The sequence below is a fragment of the Pseudomonas sp. LB3P93 genome (assembly GCF_054898025.1).
The window spans coordinates 1,155,492-1,170,733 of the sequence record NZ_CM142713.1 but is presented as its reverse complement, the minus strand read 5'-3'; the positions used below and the strand labels follow the sequence as shown (position 1 = coordinate 1,170,733).

Here is a 15,242-nt window from a genome sequence, read left to right as displayed (position 1 = left end):
AAATTCATATGGATTGCAGAGTGCAGTGTCAGCCATCGAGCCCGATCTTCTGGATCTGGCACCCTCGGCCAATAACCACGGGATCGGGGTTATAGATACCGAAATCAGGGTTTGGTTCGACCTGACAAATGCTGAATGCACGCTTAACGCAGTGACTTCGCGTAAGACGGGGCAAAACTAGCACAGAGACGGGGAAATATCCGCCTCTAGCTACCCATTTGGTCAGCTTTATTGCTCTAAAACGGCAAAAAACTTCATAAGGGCCGCCGGACGGCTGCGAATTGCCCTTCGAGCCGCGCCAAAACCAGTGGTTGCGGTACACTTGGCACTTTTTGGGGGAGCACGCCCTCCTCTCTTCATTCAGCCGAGAAGCCCATGCCGATCCGTCATTGCATTGTCCACCTGATCGACAAAAAACCCGACGGCACGCCTGCAGTTCTCCACGCCCGCGACTCGGAACTGGCCGAGTCGAGCGCCATCGAGAACATGCTTGCCGACCTCAACGAGAGCTACAACGCCAAACAAGGCAAGGCCTGGGGTTTCTTCCATGCCGAGTCCGGGGCGCATCCGTTCAGCGGCTGGCTGAAGGAGTACCTCGAGGGCGGCAAGGACTTCACGGCGTTCAGTCGGGTGGCGGTGGAACACCTGCAAAAACTGATGGAAGAGTCGAACCTCTCTGTGGGCGGCCACGTGCTGTTCGCGCATTACCAGCAGGGCATGACCGATTACCTGGCGATCGCGCTGCTGCACCACAGTGAAGGCGTTGCAGTGACCGATCAGCTGGACGTGACCCCGTCCCGCCACCTGGATTTGGGCCAGCTGCACCTGGCGGCACGGATCAACGTGTCCGAGTGGCAGAACAACAAACAGTCCAAGCAGTACATTTCGTTCATCAAAGGCAAGAACGGGAAAAAGGTTTCGGAGTATTTCCGCGACTTCATCGGTTGCCAGGAAGGCGTAGACGGCCCGGGCGAAACCCGCACTCTGCTCAAGGCCTTCAGTGATTTCGTTGAAAGCGAAGATTTGCCGGAAGAGTCCGCCCGCGAGAAAACCAAAACGTTGGTGGATTACGCCAGCAGCCAGGCCAAGCTCGGCGAGCCGATGGGTCTGGAAGAACTCTCGGAACTGATCGATGAAGAGCGCCCGAAAGCCTTCTACGATCACATCCGCAACAAGGATTACGGCCTGTCTCCGGAGATCCCGGCGGATAAACGCACCTTGAACCAGTTCCGTCGCTTCACCGGCCGCGCCGAAGGCCTGTCCATCAGCTTCGAAGCGCACCTGCTGGGCTCGAAGATCGAATACGACGAAGAGGCCGGCACGCTGATCATCAAGGGCCTGCCTACGCAGCTGACCGATCAGCTCAAGCGACGCAACTGATGCTGAACGGCCTGCTGAAAAAATTCCTGCTGATCCTGCTGGTGGTCGTGGTTTACCAGAACTGGGGCAAGATCGAGCGGCTATTCAATCCGAGCCAAGTGGTGTCAGAGCAGACTCAGACCAAAGCCAACGTCGTGCTCTACGCGACCGACTGGTGTGGTTACTGCAAACTGACGCGGCGCTTTCTTGACCAGAAAGGTATTCCGTTCAAGGAATTCGATATCGAGAAAGACGCCGAGGCGCGCAAGGCCTATGAGGCGCTGGGCGGCGGCGGGATTCCAGTCATCGATGTGAACGGGACGTTGATTCGCGGGTATGACCCGGATGCGATCCTCGCTGCCCTGAAATAGCTGATCAGGCCGACACCGTCCCCTGTGGGAGCTGGCTTGCCTGCGATGACGTCAGCCCAACAACATCGATGTTGTCTGACACTCCGCTATCGCAGGCAAGCCAGCTCCCACAGGTTAGTGCATGACCAGAAAATTAGTGGTTAGCGCTTACTGCGCTTCGATGCGGAATCCGAACCGCGGAAAGTGCACATGCACCACACCGCCCCGCTCGTCTTCCCGACGCAGAATCAACTCCTCGCGCCCCGCAAACAGCAACTCACCCGCCACCGGGTCAACGCCGTAATCCGTTGCCGCGATGACCACCTGCTGACCAACCTCAAAACCATTCGGCTCATCGAACTGCTCATCCGGCAATGCGGCCGGTGTCGCGTTGCGCGCAACCTCCAGCGCTTCCTCGGACGACATCTCGCTGAACGCGCCATGCCCGAACCCCATCACGCGACCGAACCACGCCGACACCGCCGGATAGGCATCAACCAACGGAGCGGTCACGGGCGTGGCCTTGAGAAACCACAGCGGATGGGCCAGGGCAAAGTCGGCAATCGACGGCTCGCCAAACAGGAAGTCGCCCTGCTCACGCTGAAGCTGCTGCTCCAGGCGCGCCATGATTGTTGGCCATTGATGCCTGGCTTGCTCGGCGGACAACTTGGTCGCGCTGCCACCGCTGAAGAGTCCGGCGCGATCAGCCAGAAATGCCTTGATCGCTTCCGGCGGTAAATGGCCGAAACGCACCGCTATCGATTCCGGCTGAAACACCAGGCTCACGGCATGCTGGAATACCACCGAATCGGCCCAGGCAGCGAAGGTCGCAGCGATCATTTCCTGACCTTCCGGGAAGAACGCCGGCAAGGCTTTTTCCTGTTCCAGACGACGGGCAATCAGCGAGGTGTCGCAATAAATATCAGCACCGATCTGCAGCACTGGCGTCCTGCGGTAGCCACCGGTCAGGGCGGTCAGATCAGGTTTTGGCATGATCGGTGCGATCTTCACCGAGCGCCACGACAGCCCCTTGAAGCCCAGCAGCAGGCGGGCCTTTTCGGCGAAAAGGGACGTCGGGTAATGATGCAGAATCAACTCGGACATGCTCGGCTCCGCCGCACGGATAAGGAATCCGCAGCTTAGCGCGCAATCTGCGGGCAGCCTACAGATCTGCCTGATGGGCACTTATCAGTCAGGTTGATAAGCCCGCGACAGCGCTTGCGACCAGACATTCCTTGGCGCTTTTCTTGAGTTTTTTGATCAAGCGCTCTTGCCGCAATGCTTCGCTTTTGTCGCGGCAGACCTCTGTGTAGACCAAGGCCACAGCAGGACTGGAAAGGAAGAAGCGTGCGCCCTTGCCACTCTGGTGGGTGGCGAAGCGGCGGACGGGATCGTCGCTGATCCCGCAGTACAGCGAACCATTGGCCGCGCGAACGAGGTAGACGAACCAGGGTTTGCTCACCGGCGTGTCGGCGTCGGCAGGGATTTCGCTGAGGGTAGTCACGTAGCGATCAAGGCTTGTAGGAAACAAGCCGCGATCTTATCAGCGACTGGCCTGGAATGCCTTCAGCCCCTTCAACGCTTGAGCGCGAACGGCATTCCTCACCGCTGGCGACCAGCCCAGCAGCAACCCCTTGAAGCCCAGCGCCTGCCGCGACCAGGACCACATATCGAAGCTGTCATGGTGCTCGCAAATCTTCCCATCACGGAAGACGAACTGCGCCTGAATATCGTTGACCACCGTGTTGCCGGTCTGGCTGAACAGGTAGGTCGCGACCCAATGCGCGCCGCCCGTGCGTTCCTCGGCCCGAACGTTGTCGAATGTCAGGGAAAAATCCTTCGCCCGAGTCGTGAGCATGCGCCACATGTCGCCGGCATCGCGCCCGTGCAATTCGCCAAATGCCGGATCACTGAACAGCACATCGTCGGTATAGCAGGCGCTCATGGCCTCGGCATCCAGCCGCTGGAAGGCTTGGTAGAACTGGGTGATCAATGCGCGGTTGGCGTCAGTCATGGACAGGCTCCGAAGTTTTTACAGGATTGCCTGCACGATAGTCTGCAAATGCTCGGAACACTATTGGCATTCGTGGCGGGAATACCCCGAGGTGCGCCAAAACCTAATGCACCATGCCGCTGTCACGGGCATAAGCAAAGAGATCCACATCCGTGGAAATGCCCAGCCTCTGCATGGCCATGCTTTTCTGTTTACTGATCGTCGAAACGCTGCGCTTGAAGTAGCTGGCGATTTCACTGACGGTCATGCCGCTGGCGAGCATTCTCACCACTTCATGTTCTTTGGCCGACAGCAAAGGGGAGCGCGACTGAGCCGCGGTGTCTGCCTGAGCCAGCGCCGTGCGCAAGGACTCGCTGATGAAACGTCGCCCTTCGCGCACCGATTTGATCGCCAGGGGAAGCTCCGTCGCCGAGGCATCCTTGGCGACGATCGCCATCACGCCTTGAGCGAATGCCACTCTCAGCGTCGCAACATTGGCAAACATCGTGACCAGAATAATCGGCGTCGAAGCGTAGTGACGTCGAACCGTACTGAGCATCTTCAGTCCATCGGCCTGTTGGTTGCCCGGCATGGAGAAGTCCGTGATCAATAGATCGCAAGGCGTGGTTGAGAGAAGGTTCAACAGGCTGTCCGGACCATCGGCCTCACCCACGACCACACACGTCCGGCTCAGATCGATGAGCATCCGTAACCCGATGCGGACGACAGGATGATCGTCAGCAATAATTACGCGCATTGTCGGATTTATCCTGTTTGGCGACTGGAATACGCGAAAAGTAACGCCGTCCTATTCCGACCACAACGACCAATCTCGACCGCATAACCACTTCCCCCAACGTATCCGGGACTCTGTCCTTTCTCTGATAAAACAAAAGGAACCGCCCTACGTTTTAAAGCTACGCAGCTCACACCAAAAGACTACAGACAACATGTCGAAAAATGAGATCTGTAGCTCGCCATGAACTTTCATACACCCGGCCCTCCTTTTTCGTATTAGTTGCATTCCGCCCGGCTACCCCGACCGATAGATTGCGCCCTGCCTGCACAGGGCAAACTCCCAACAATCTTTCATCAAGGAAGAGCCGACATATGAACAAAAATGTATCCCTCCTGACCGCTGCTTTGCTGCTGACCGGCGCCTCGTCGGCGTTCGCGGCTTCCAGTACTGACCTGACCGTAACGGGCATCATCACTCCGGCGGCCTGTACCCCTGTTCTGTCCAACAACGGAACCGTTGATTTTGGAAAAACATCGGCCAAGGATCTCAACCAGACCAGCGTCACCCATTTGGGCACGGAAAAATTACAAGTCAATGTGGGTTGCGACGCCGCAACTACCTTTGCGCTGACACTGCAGGACAATCGCTCCAGCTCCACCCACAACCCCTATCAATATGGCCTGGGCAAGACCAGTGCCAATGAAAATCTCGGCGGGTTCACTGTGACCTACCTCGACGCCATTACCGACAGCGGCCCGAAAAAAGTCATCGTTTCATTCGATGAGGGCAAAACCTGGCGGAACAATCATCACATCCCGGTCGACCCTTCTAGCTGGGCCGCAGTGGGCGACACCTCCACTGGAAGCTGGTATCCGGTTGTGACCAGTAATCTGGCCATGAACGTGGAAGTAGATGCCTACATCGCTCGTGCTGACAGCCTGACTCTGACCGACGAAGTCACACTCGACGGTTCCGCAACCCTCCAGATCAAGTACCTGTAACCCTCCGTCATCAACGTGCAACGCCCGGCACACGGCGATGCCCGCTCACTCAAAGGACGACCCATCATGGACAGATGCTCCCTTGCTCCATTGACTCTCCTGTTGCTCATCGACGCGCCCGCAGCCTTCGCCGCCAGCAGCGCCGACCTGAGCGTCACCGGCCTGATCACACCCAGCGCGTGCACACCCAGCCTGTCCGGCGGCGGCATCGTCGACCACGGCAAAGTGACGGTGAAAGATCTGAGACCGGACCAGCCCACGGCCCTGGAAAACGGCACGCTGTATCTGGAAGTGAACTGCGAAGGCGCCACGCCGTTTACCCTGACGACGATCGACAACCGCGAAGGCTCTTCCGCCTTCCACCCCAATAGTCACGGGCTGGGCGTCATCAACGACGACCAGAACCTGGGCAGTGTTGCGTTCGGCCTGTTCGATACGGTGGCCGATGGGGCGGCGGTGAAAACCATCATTTCCCTCAACGACGGTGCCTCTTGGCGAGTGTCCTCCTACCTGGGACACGCCGGCCTGACCGCGTTCGCGGCGTTGAGCGACCTGAGCACACCGATTGCCATCAAGGATTTGCGCGCTCGGCTCACAGCCTTTACCACCATCGTTCGCGCGAACGACCTGACGCTGACTGATGAAATCCCCATCGACGGGCATGTCACCGTGCAGCTGAACTATTGATAGGTCAGTGATCCCTGCTCCATTTTTTATTGAACATTCAACGAGACACGTCATGACGATGTTTTCCAAAGTCACCCGTCATCTGCTCCATTCCGGCATCGGCGCATTCGCCCTTCTGCTGACCGCACAGGCTCAGGCCGACGGCATGGTGCCGAACACTTCTGTGGTCATCGTCAACGAGGCCGACGGCGAAGCGTCCGTGTCGGTGACCAACACCGATGCCAACGTGGCGTTGATGCACGTCACCCTCGAAGACATTGCCGAAGACAGCGAATCGCTGGTGTTCGTGACGCCACCGCTGGCGCGCGTCGAAGCGGGCAAAACCCAATTGGTGCGGTTCATTCTGCAATCGGAAAAACCCCTGCTCACTCAGCGTTTGAAGCGGGTGATCTTTGAGGGCATCCCCCAGGGCAAAGCCGCTGCCGGGGCGGGGCAGGCACGAGTCGGCGTGACAGTGCGCCAGAACCTGCCGGTAATCCTGCACCCCAAAGGTCTGGCACCCAATCGCACGCCGTGGACCGACCTGCAATGGTCACTGAAGGACGGGCAACTGACCGTGCGCAACGACACGCCTTATGTGGTCCGCCTGGGCCAGGAAGTGCAATTGTTGCCGGCGGCGGGCAACGCGATGTTACCGAAAACCTACGTGCTGCCCGGTGAGCACATCAGCATCAAGGTGCCCGAAGGCGCCGCCACGCAAGTGCGTTTTCAACCGGCGACGGTCTACGGCTTTGCGGTGCCACATTACGAGGCGCCCATCCAGTCCTGAACCACCCTGACGGCGTCATCAAGGAACGATGAGCACCCATGTTTCAAGGCGACGGCCGCTTGGCCGTTGCCACAGGCGTGCCTGTAACCGCACACCGCAATAACCCAAGTGAACCCGATGACCACAGTATCGATTTACCGTGATGGCGAAGCCGTGCCCGTTATTCGGACCGACGCTCGCCCTCATCCATGGCGGCGGCGAACCACGATGGCATTGCTGCTGAGCAACGCGCTGATGATGCTCGACGCCCACGGTGAGGCGTCGTTCGACAGGGACACGCTGCAGCAGCGAGGCATTGATCCGGCGCTGGCGACGTTGCTGATGCAGGCACCGCGGTTCACGGCCGGTCGGCACCCGGTCACGCTCAGCGTCAACGGCCAGCGCCAGGGCCGGGTCGACGTCACGTTCGATCGCGAAGGGGCGTTGTGCTTCGATCGCGCGCTGCTTGATGTGGCGAACCTGAAGGTTCCCGCGCTTACGCTGGAGGGTGGCCAGTGCCACGATTTTCTTGGCTCCGCGCCGCAAACCATCATCGAACCGGACCCCGCGAACCTCGCCCTGTCGTTGATCGTGCCCACCGATGCGATACGCCCCGTTGCCCGGGATTTTTCCGGCTATCAAACCGGCGGCATTGCCGGTTTGCTCAACTACGACGTCACCGGTTTGCACAGCCGTTCAGGGGACAGTTCGAACCGCTACGCCTCGGCCAACACCGAACTCGGCTTCAATGCCGGCGACTGGATCGTGCGCAGCCGTCAGGTACAGACCTGGCAGGACGACATTTCCCGCACCACGCACATTGCGGCCTACGCCCAGCGAACCTTCGCCAGTCAGGAAGCGGTGCTGCAGGCGGGTCAGATCAACCTCTACAACCCGGTGCTCGCCGGTGCGCAGATCAGCGGCGTGCAAGTGCTGAATGAGCAAGCGCTGCAGGTCGAAAGTCAAAGCGCGGTCATCGAAGGAATTGCCAACAGCCAGGCTCAGGTCGAGGTCCGCCAGAACGGTTCGCTGATCCATTCCACGGTGGTGCCCGCCGGCCCGTTCGCGCTCACCAACGTGCGACGGCTCAACACGCGCTCCGACGTTGAGGTCACGATCAAGGAGGCCGATGGCAGCGAGCGCAGTTTTACCGTGCCTGCCGCGATGCTGGGGGTCAGTTTGCCAGCGCCCGGTTATTCACTGGGCGCCGGTCAGGTGCGCAGTATTGGTAACGCGCAGGATGGCGATCCCTGGGTCATCAGCGGCGGCTGGAGCGGTACGCTCACCCCGCAAGTGTTGCTCAGCGCCGGCCTGACCGGCGCCGCCGACTACCGCGCGGCGGGCGCCAGCGTCGGCCTGTTGCCCTCGCCCGCCACCCAGGTGCAAGCCACGCTGACCGGCGCGGATGCCGGTGGCAGACAAGCCAGTCAGGGTCTTCAGGCTGACCTGAGCGTCTCGCACCGGTTGAGCGAACAGTGGGCGCTCAATGCCGGCAGCTCCTACCGAACCCTGGGCTACCGGGAACTGGAAGAGGCGGTGTTCGCCAACACGTCCGACAACAGCAAGTCCCGTTACCGCGATCAACAAAGCGCAACCCTGTCGTGGTCGCATCCATGGCTCGGCGCCTTCAGCAGCGGCTTCAGCCGATCCAGCTCGTTCGATGGCCAAAGCAGCAGCCGCGCCTTCGCCTCGTGGGGCACCAGCCTCGGTGGGGTGTCGGTCTCGGCGACCGCCGAATGGCAGGTCAGTGGCGCGAACCGCAACGATGACAGCGTCTACCTGAACCTCAGCATTCCGTTGGGCGAGAACCGCCGGGCGCGCACCTGGGTGCGCAGTTCTGCCGGCGAATACCGCAGCGGCGTGGGCCTGAGTGAACAAATAAACGATCAACTGGCATACAGGGTCGGCGTCGAACACGACACGCGCGATAAACAGGTGCAGTCCACGACCGGCGTTTCGCTGCTGCCGCGCTACACCCAGCTTGATCTCAACTACACCCGCACCGACGCCGAACGCTCCAGCTATCAGGCCAGCGCTCGTGGCGGTGCCGTCCTCCACGGTGGAGGCGTGACGCTGTCACCCTATCCGGTGAGCGACACCTTCGCCCTGCTATCGGTGGGCGACATGGGTTCGATCAAAGTGTCGACGCCCAGCGGTCCGGTGTGGACCGACTGGCAAGGTCAGGCGGTGATCCCGCAGGTGGCGGCATACGGCCGCAGCCCAGTGGAAGTCGACACCAAAACCCTGCCGCGCAACGCCGACATTCACAACGGGTTGGCGGTGATTTCGGCCGGTCGCGGTGCCGTCGACAACGTTGAATTCGGCATCACGATGACCCGTCGAGCCCTGCTCAAGGCCACCACCGCCAACGGCGCCCCCCTGCCACGCGGTGCCGCCGTGAACACCGAGGATGGCGAATTCGTGACCTTGGTGCAGGACGGCGGCCTGGTGTTTTTGCCCAACGTCCTCGAACGGCGCCCGCTGTGGATCAGCGCGCCGGGGCTGGAACGCTGCGAACTGCGCTTCGAACTGCCCGCCGACGCCGACACCCACGCGTACTACGAAACCGCCCCCGCCCAGTGCCGAGCCCCCTGAGGATGACTTCATGAACCTGTCACGCTATCTGCTGCTGACCCTCGCTCCTTTCTCTCTGAGTGGATTGACTCCACTGGCCTCGGCGTCCGTTGACGAATGTCAGTTCAACCTGAGCCCGCCGGTGCTCGATTACGGGCTGATGAACCGGGCGATCCGCCCCGATTCGGCACTGGAACGAAACCTCGGTGAGCGCCCGCTCAGCCTGACCTTGAGCTGTCCGCAGCCCATCGACATGAGCCTGTTCTACAGGGCCATGGCCGCGACCGCCGAACGTTTTCACTTTACCGAACGCAGCAGCTATCAGGTGCGTATTCGCGACGCCGTGCTTGACGGCCAGTCGGTGGAAATCGGGTTGATTGCCGGGGCCGGTCAGCCGCCGGCAGAAACGGCGTCGAACCTGATCTGGCGACCGGAACACGGGATCGTGCCGATGCGGGCTGGTGTGCCGGTGCAGGGTCGCAGTTTCTCTGCGCAACTTGAGCTGACCGCCTGGGTTCAAGAGCAAGGGATGCAGGTGCGTGACGCAGTGACCTGGGAAGCCTTCGGGGTGTTCGACGCCATCGCCGCCGGGCGCACCCGTGAGGCGACCTTGCGCGCCCGCTTCGCTCCGGCAGCCTGTGAGCCGGTGTTGTCCAACGGTGGTGTGGTCGACTTCGGCACCCTGTCGAAAAAAGACCTGCACGCGGACAAGGACACACGCCTGCCCCCCAGGTCGTTGACGCTGATGGTCGGCTGCGACGCGCCGGCTGCTTTCGCCTTGATCATGCATGACAACCGCTCAGGTTCGGCGACGCTCGACAGTGAGATTGACTACGGTCTGGGCAAGGACAGCCGCGGCAACAAGATTGGTCGTTATTCCCTGAGCGTGGACCCGGCCGGCGCCAATGCCGATGGCTTCGCCCGCCTCTATCGAACCGACTCCTCCATCGCCGGCACAGCCTGGAGCATCGGCAGCGCCCACCCGATCGCCATCGGACAGACCCGTTACCTGGCGTTCACCGACAGCGCCGGCAGCAGCGCCGGCCCGGTGCTGATACAGAACCTCAGCACCACGGTGACCGTCAACGCCGTCATCGCCCCCACCAACGGCCTCGACCTGAGTACCGCCATCGACCTCGATGGCGCGGCGACGATCGAGATTATTTATCTGTAACACCCAACCCCTCCTGCTGGATCCGGGGCGCACTTGAGCGGCTCGGGGCAGTCAGGACACAACCCTAGAAGTGAGTAAACAATGATTAAAAAGTACTTTGCAGCACTCTCCACCACCGCGTTGATTGGCGTGGCGCCTTATGCAATGGCGGCTTCGAGCACTGATTTGACTGTCACAGGTCTCATTACACCGAAAGCGTGTACACCTTCGCTGTCCGACGGAGGAATGGTCGACGTCGGCCAGGTGCAGGCAAAAGACCTCAACCTGACGAGTTACACGAGAGTAGGCAGTCATCCGATGCAATTGACCGTCGCGTGTGATGCGTCAACTCTGTTTGCACTTAACGGTATAGATAACAAAGCCGGAACATCATCGTCCAACTCGTATTTCGGATTGGGCTTGACCAGCAATAACGAAAAAATCGGTTATTTCACGCCATCGATCAAAAGCGCTCTCGCAGACGGACAACCTGTGCACTCGATCAGATCAATTGATAACGGTGCGAGTTGGACGCGCATCTATCAGATCCTCAAGGACAACCTCACATCGACAAGCGCTGTTGGCACTCTCATTCCAATCGCCGTGAAAGACCTCAGCATGGAGCTGACGATTTTGACCTTCATTGCCCGCGCCGACAGCCTCACCCTAACCGACGATGTCACTATCGACGGTTCAGCAACATTTGAAATGAAGTACCTGTAAGCCATGCACCTTGCCCGAAGTCACGCTTCGGGCAAGGACGACTCCGCTCACCATAATCAGCGCAACGGTGATGCGGCACCGGCACACGGCAAACCCACGAAAAGGATTTTTCTCCACACCGGACCTGAGCGCCGAAGTGCAACTCGACGGTTCGGCGACGCTGGACGTTGTTTACCTGTAGTCAGACCTTTTCGCTGACCACCTGAACGTACAGCGAACGCCCGGCGCCGAGGCCGGCGATGATTGCACCGAGACCGATCACGCCGAAGATCCAGCCCAGCGCCGTCCAGCCGCCGGTCCAGTCATGCACAATACCGACCGCGAACGGCCCCATCGATGCCAAGGTGTAACCGAAGCCCTGAGCCATGCTCGACAGGTTGGCCGCAACATGGGAATCGCGCGAGCGCAGCACGATCAGGGTCAGCGCCAGACTGAACGTACCGCCCTGCCCCAGGCCGAGCAGAATCGCCCAACCCCACAGGCCTTCGATCGGCGCATAGAGACAGCCGAACAGACCGCCGAGTGTCAGCAGCATGACCACCACAATCGCCAGCCGCTGATCCTTGCCGCGCGTCGCCAGCCAAGGTGCCGCCAGCGAACTGGCCAGTTGGACGATCACCGACCCCGAGAGCACCAGGCCGGCCTGAGTCGGTGTCAGCCCACGACCGATCAGGATCGACGGCAACCAGCCAAAAACGATATACGCCAGCGATGATTGCAGGCCCATGTACAACGTGACTTGCCAGGCCAGTGGATCACGCAACAGGCCGCGAACCCGATACGCGACGTTATGTGCGCCGTGTTTCTGACCGACTTGCGGCAACCAGAAAATCGCCGCGACCAGCGCCGGCAACACCCAAAAGCCAAGCCCCAGGGCCCAGCTCTGGTCGAAATGCTCGCTCAACGGCACGGTCGCACCCGCCGCCATCGCCGCGCCAAGGCATAGCGCCATGGTGTAGACGCCCGTCATGGTCCCGGCCTGTTTCGGGAAGTCGCGCTTGACGATACCGGGTAACAAAACGCCGATCACACCGATGCTCGCGCCGGCCAGCACACTGCCGGCAAACAGGCCGATCTCACCGAACGAACTGCGCAGGATGATCCCGCCGGCCAGCATCAGCAAAATCCCCAACACCACGCGCTCGGCGCCAAAACGTCGCGCCAGCAAGGGCGCCAGCGGAGCGAACAAGCCCAGGCAAAGCACTGGCAACGTCGTCAGCAACCCGGCCTGGGCCGCCGACAAACCGAGGGTCTTCGAGATTTCGCTGAGCATTGGCGCCATGCTCGACAGCGCCGGGCGCAGGTTCAGTGCCACCAGAATCAAACCCAGCAGCAACAGCCACGGACGACGCAGGATCGGGTGACTTTGCTGGACCTCTTCGTCATCGGCCTCGGCGTCTATCAGCAGTTCTTCCAGTTCGGCTGTGCGCTTGGGTTGAGTGATGTTGTGGCTGGACATGGAATTCTCGGTTTCAAGGTTCATTGATCAACTGCCTCGACAGGGCTTTAGCCCTTTCCGGGTCGCGTTGCTCGACGGCATCAAGCAGTTCGATATGAAGGTCGAACACCTCTTGGCGTCGCGGGGTGATGTTCAAGGTCTGGCGCAATTGCGCGCCGACGATGCTGGAGAAATAGCGATACAGCTCGCTGAGGGTCGGGTTGTGCGCGGCGTCCACCAGACGGCGGTGAAACACCAGATCGCAGGCGATGTAGCTGTCGAGATCGCCGTGGTAGTGACTCCCGCTGACGCCCAGCGCTTCGCGCAATGCCACCAGGTCCTCGTCCGTTCTGCGCAGGGCGGCGAGGCCGATGGCCTCTACTTCAAGGATGTGCCGGGTCTCGCGGGCCTGTTCATGGGAGCAGCGCGACAAGGCTTTCATGGTGTCCAGCGGATCGATCACCGCCCGCAAGTAACTGCCGTCGCCCTGACGGATTTCGATCAGCCCGGAAAACGCTAGTACGCGCATGGCTTCACGGACGGTGTTGCGGCTGATGCCCAGTTCGGCGGACAGCTCTGGTTCGGTGGGTAATCGCTGGCCAACAACCCAGACGCCTGCATTGATGCGCTGGCGGAGCTGGTCCAGCGCCTGGTCGACCAACGATCGCTTAACTAATGGAGAAATGTCTGACATGGAATTCGCCCTTTCATCCAATCATAGGATGAATTTTCTGACATGTTAGTCAGATTCATGTAGGGCGGCAACCGCCTACTGTCAGGTAGAGGGGAAGGGAGCGGGATTTTCGATTGGTCAAAATTACCCTTTAAGGGTAATTTCAGGGGCAGGGGTTTGGTTTCTTATGGAAAAGAGCACACCCCATTACGACTTGGCGGTGATCAAAGCGGATGTCAGGCGACTTGGGGGCAAAGCATTCACCAGCACGGCTAAAAACGACGGCAGGGTACTTGGCTTAACCCTGGTGGAGATGCGGGAGATCATTTTCGAGCTCCAGAGAAAGATGCTGTTCAAGTCGATGACCACCTATGACGATCATCGCGTCTGGCAAGACGTTTACCACATCAACTCATACGGTCTGGAGATTTATATCAAGGTGACGTATCGCCCCAGCGGTGGCCCACCCGTAATCTCCTTCAAGGAGAAATCCCAATGAAAACCCAGCAGTGTTTTAGCTGTGGAGCCCGGGAAGGAATGCGACATTTCGAGGGTCGCGGCGAAACCATGAGCGTCAATGGTATGGAGCGCCGCGTAGATGATCTATCTGGCTGGGAATGCCAGATGTGTGGCGAGGTCGAGTTAGACGACAGTTGTTCAGAGCGTCATTCAGATGCGGGCGACGAACTGGTTATCGCAGCAAGGCAGATGATCGGCGACGAGATGAAGCGAATCCGTCGCAAACTGCATCTGACGCAAAAAGAAACCGTGCAAATTCTGTCCGGTGGCGGGCACAACGCGTTTTCCCGTTACGAGCGTGGCGAAGTACTTCCTCCGAAAACATTGGTACTGCTGATGCGCCTGCTTGACCGCTATCCGCATTTGCTCGCAGATGTGAAGTCACTGGGTGAAGGGGCGGATTTGAGGGGGTTCAAGCATACAGACCACAAAGAGCACGAAACCCTAACTGTTTCCTGAGCGTAAAAAACAAACCCGGCGTGAGGCCGGGTTTGTTTTACCAGTCATCCTGGTATCAATGCAGGATCTGGCTCAGGAACAGCTTCGTCCGCTCATTCTGCGGGTTATCGAAGAAGTCGTTCGGCGCAGCCTGCTCGACGATTTCACCCTTGTCCATGAAGATCACGCGATTGGCCACGGTGCGGGCGAAGCCCATTTCGTGAGTCACGCAGAGCATGGTCATGCCGTCTTCGGCCAAGCCGATCATGGTGTCCAAAACCTCTTTCACCATTTCCGGGTCGAGTGCCGAAGTCGGCTCATCGAACAGCATGATTTTCGGTTTCATGCACAAGGCACGGGCAATCGCTACACGCTGTTGCTGGCCGCCGGACAGTTGCCCCGGGAATTTATGCGCCTGCTCCGGAATGCGGACGCGTTCCAGGTAATGCATGGCGATTTCTTCGGCCTGGCGCTTGGGCATCTTGCGCACCCACATCGGCGCCAGCGTGCAGTTCTGCAGGATGGTCAGGTGCGGGAACAGGTTGAAGTGCTGGAACACCATGCCGACTTCACGGCGGACCGATTCGATCTGCTTGAGGTCGTTGGTCAGTTCCACGCCATCGACCACGATGCGGCCCTGCTGGTGTTCTTCCAGACGGTTGAGACAACGAATGGTCGTCGACTTGCCGGAACCCGACGGGCCGCACAGGACGATTCGCTCGCCCTGCTTGACGTTCAGGTTGATGTCTTTCAGCACGTGGAACTGGCCGTACCACTTGTTCACGCCCTGCATCTGAATAATGCCTTCAGGGCTGACAGGCTTTTTGATTGCTTCGCTCATTACAGA

17 protein-coding genes are annotated in these 15,242 nt (G+C 59.7%); 10 read left to right on the top strand and 7 right to left on the bottom strand.

Features of this window, described 5'->3' with window-relative positions:
* The first annotated feature begins 375 nt into the window (after positions 1 to 375).
* Positions 376 to 1,380, top strand: a complete 1,005-nt coding sequence (yejK, locus tag ACYZT8_RS05055; RefSeq protein ID WP_010463075.1) for a nucleoid-associated protein YejK — start codon at positions 376 to 378, stop codon at positions 1,378 to 1,380.
* A complete protein-coding gene (locus ACYZT8_RS05050) occupies positions 1,380 to 1,730 on the top strand; it encodes a glutaredoxin family protein (protein WP_461979731.1) in 351 nt (116 codons plus the stop codon). The genes yejK and ACYZT8_RS05050 overlap by 1 nt, the downstream gene beginning before the upstream one ends.
* A 147-nt stretch (positions 1,731 to 1,877) precedes the next feature.
* Here the strand turns inward: ACYZT8_RS05050 and ACYZT8_RS05045 are convergent, their stop codons facing one another.
* The 4 genes from ACYZT8_RS05045 to ACYZT8_RS05030 form a co-directional block, all read right to left on the bottom strand.
* Positions 1,878 to 2,813 carry a glutathione S-transferase family protein gene (locus ACYZT8_RS05045; protein WP_461979729.1) on the bottom strand — a complete coding sequence of 312 codons (936 nt, stop codon included), beginning with the start codon at positions 2,811 to 2,813 and terminating at the stop codon, positions 1,878 to 1,880.
* An 88-nt stretch (positions 2,814 to 2,901) separates the two neighbouring features.
* On the bottom strand, positions 2,902 to 3,213 hold the full coding sequence (locus ACYZT8_RS05040; RefSeq protein ID WP_461979727.1) for a GIY-YIG nuclease family protein: 312 nt from the start codon (positions 3,211 to 3,213) through the stop codon (positions 2,902 to 2,904).
* Positions 3,214 to 3,252: 39 nt separating this feature from the next.
* Positions 3,253 to 3,723, bottom strand: a complete 471-nt coding sequence (locus tag ACYZT8_RS05035; protein WP_461979725.1) for a nuclear transport factor 2 family protein — start codon at positions 3,721 to 3,723, stop codon at positions 3,253 to 3,255.
* A gap of 103 nt (positions 3,724 to 3,826) precedes the next feature.
* The gene (locus tag ACYZT8_RS05030) at positions 3,827 to 4,459 is read right to left on the bottom strand and encodes a response regulator (RefSeq protein WP_461979723.1); all 633 of its coding nucleotides are present in this window, start codon (positions 4,457 to 4,459) and stop codon (positions 3,827 to 3,829) included.
* A gap of 353 nt (positions 4,460 to 4,812) precedes the next feature.
* Between ACYZT8_RS05030 and ACYZT8_RS05025 the strand changes: the two genes are divergently transcribed.
* From ACYZT8_RS05025 to ACYZT8_RS05000, 6 genes are all read left to right on the top strand, one after another.
* Complete coding sequence (locus ACYZT8_RS05025; protein ID WP_461979721.1) at positions 4,813 to 5,442, top strand: DUF1120 domain-containing protein; 630 nt, start codon at positions 4,813 to 4,815, stop codon at positions 5,440 to 5,442.
* Between the two features lie 66 nt (positions 5,443 to 5,508).
* Positions 5,509 to 6,129, top strand: a complete 621-nt coding sequence (locus ACYZT8_RS05020; RefSeq protein ID WP_461979719.1) for a DUF1120 domain-containing protein — start codon at positions 5,509 to 5,511, stop codon at positions 6,127 to 6,129.
* A gap of 52 nt (positions 6,130 to 6,181) precedes the next feature.
* Positions 6,182 to 6,898, top strand: coding sequence for a fimbria/pilus chaperone family protein (locus ACYZT8_RS05015; protein ID WP_461979717.1), 717 nt, complete (start codon positions 6,182 to 6,184; stop codon positions 6,896 to 6,898).
* Positions 6,899 to 7,015: 117 nt separating this feature from the next.
* Positions 7,016 to 9,472 (top strand): fimbria/pilus outer membrane usher protein, encoded by a 2,457-nt coding sequence (locus ACYZT8_RS05010; RefSeq protein ID WP_461979715.1) that lies wholly within the window; start codon positions 7,016 to 7,018, stop codon positions 9,470 to 9,472.
* A gap of 10 nt (positions 9,473 to 9,482) precedes the next feature.
* Complete coding sequence (locus tag ACYZT8_RS05005) at positions 9,483 to 10,625, top strand: DUF1120 domain-containing protein (protein WP_461979713.1); 1,143 nt, start codon at positions 9,483 to 9,485, stop codon at positions 10,623 to 10,625.
* An 81-nt stretch (positions 10,626 to 10,706) separates the two neighbouring features.
* On the top strand, positions 10,707 to 11,327 hold the full coding sequence (locus tag ACYZT8_RS05000) for a DUF1120 domain-containing protein (RefSeq protein WP_461979711.1): 621 nt from the start codon (positions 10,707 to 10,709) through the stop codon (positions 11,325 to 11,327).
* A gap of 181 nt (positions 11,328 to 11,508) precedes the next feature.
* Here ACYZT8_RS05000 and ACYZT8_RS04995 read toward each other — a convergent pair whose 3' ends face one another.
* Both ACYZT8_RS04995 and ACYZT8_RS04990 read right to left on the bottom strand, forming a co-directional pair.
* Positions 11,509 to 12,810 (bottom strand): CynX/NimT family MFS transporter, encoded by a 1,302-nt coding sequence (locus tag ACYZT8_RS04995; protein ID WP_461979709.1) that lies wholly within the window; start codon positions 12,808 to 12,810, stop codon positions 11,509 to 11,511.
* Positions 12,800 to 13,459 (bottom strand): FadR/GntR family transcriptional regulator, encoded by a 660-nt coding sequence (locus ACYZT8_RS04990; RefSeq protein WP_461979707.1) that lies wholly within the window; start codon positions 13,457 to 13,459, stop codon positions 12,800 to 12,802. The genes ACYZT8_RS04995 and ACYZT8_RS04990 overlap by 11 nt, the downstream gene beginning before the upstream one ends.
* Before the next feature lie 166 nt (positions 13,460 to 13,625).
* On the opposite strand from ACYZT8_RS04990, the gene ACYZT8_RS04985 reads away from it, so the two are divergent.
* Complete coding sequence (locus tag ACYZT8_RS04985; protein WP_461979705.1) at positions 13,626 to 13,937, top strand: type II toxin-antitoxin system MqsR family toxin; 312 nt, start codon at positions 13,626 to 13,628, stop codon at positions 13,935 to 13,937.
* Positions 13,934 to 14,416 (top strand): type II toxin-antitoxin system MqsA family antitoxin, encoded by a 483-nt coding sequence (locus tag ACYZT8_RS04980; protein WP_461979703.1) that lies wholly within the window; start codon positions 13,934 to 13,936, stop codon positions 14,414 to 14,416. The genes ACYZT8_RS04985 and ACYZT8_RS04980 overlap by 4 nt, the downstream gene beginning before the upstream one ends.
* A 55-nt stretch (positions 14,417 to 14,471) precedes the next feature.
* On the opposite strand, the gene ACYZT8_RS04975 is transcribed toward ACYZT8_RS04980, so the two are convergent.
* The gene (locus ACYZT8_RS04975) at positions 14,472 to 15,236 is read right to left on the bottom strand and encodes an amino acid ABC transporter ATP-binding protein (protein ID WP_149628833.1); all 765 of its coding nucleotides are present in this window, start codon (positions 15,234 to 15,236) and stop codon (positions 14,472 to 14,474) included.
* Positions 15,237 to 15,242 lie beyond the last annotated feature (6 nt).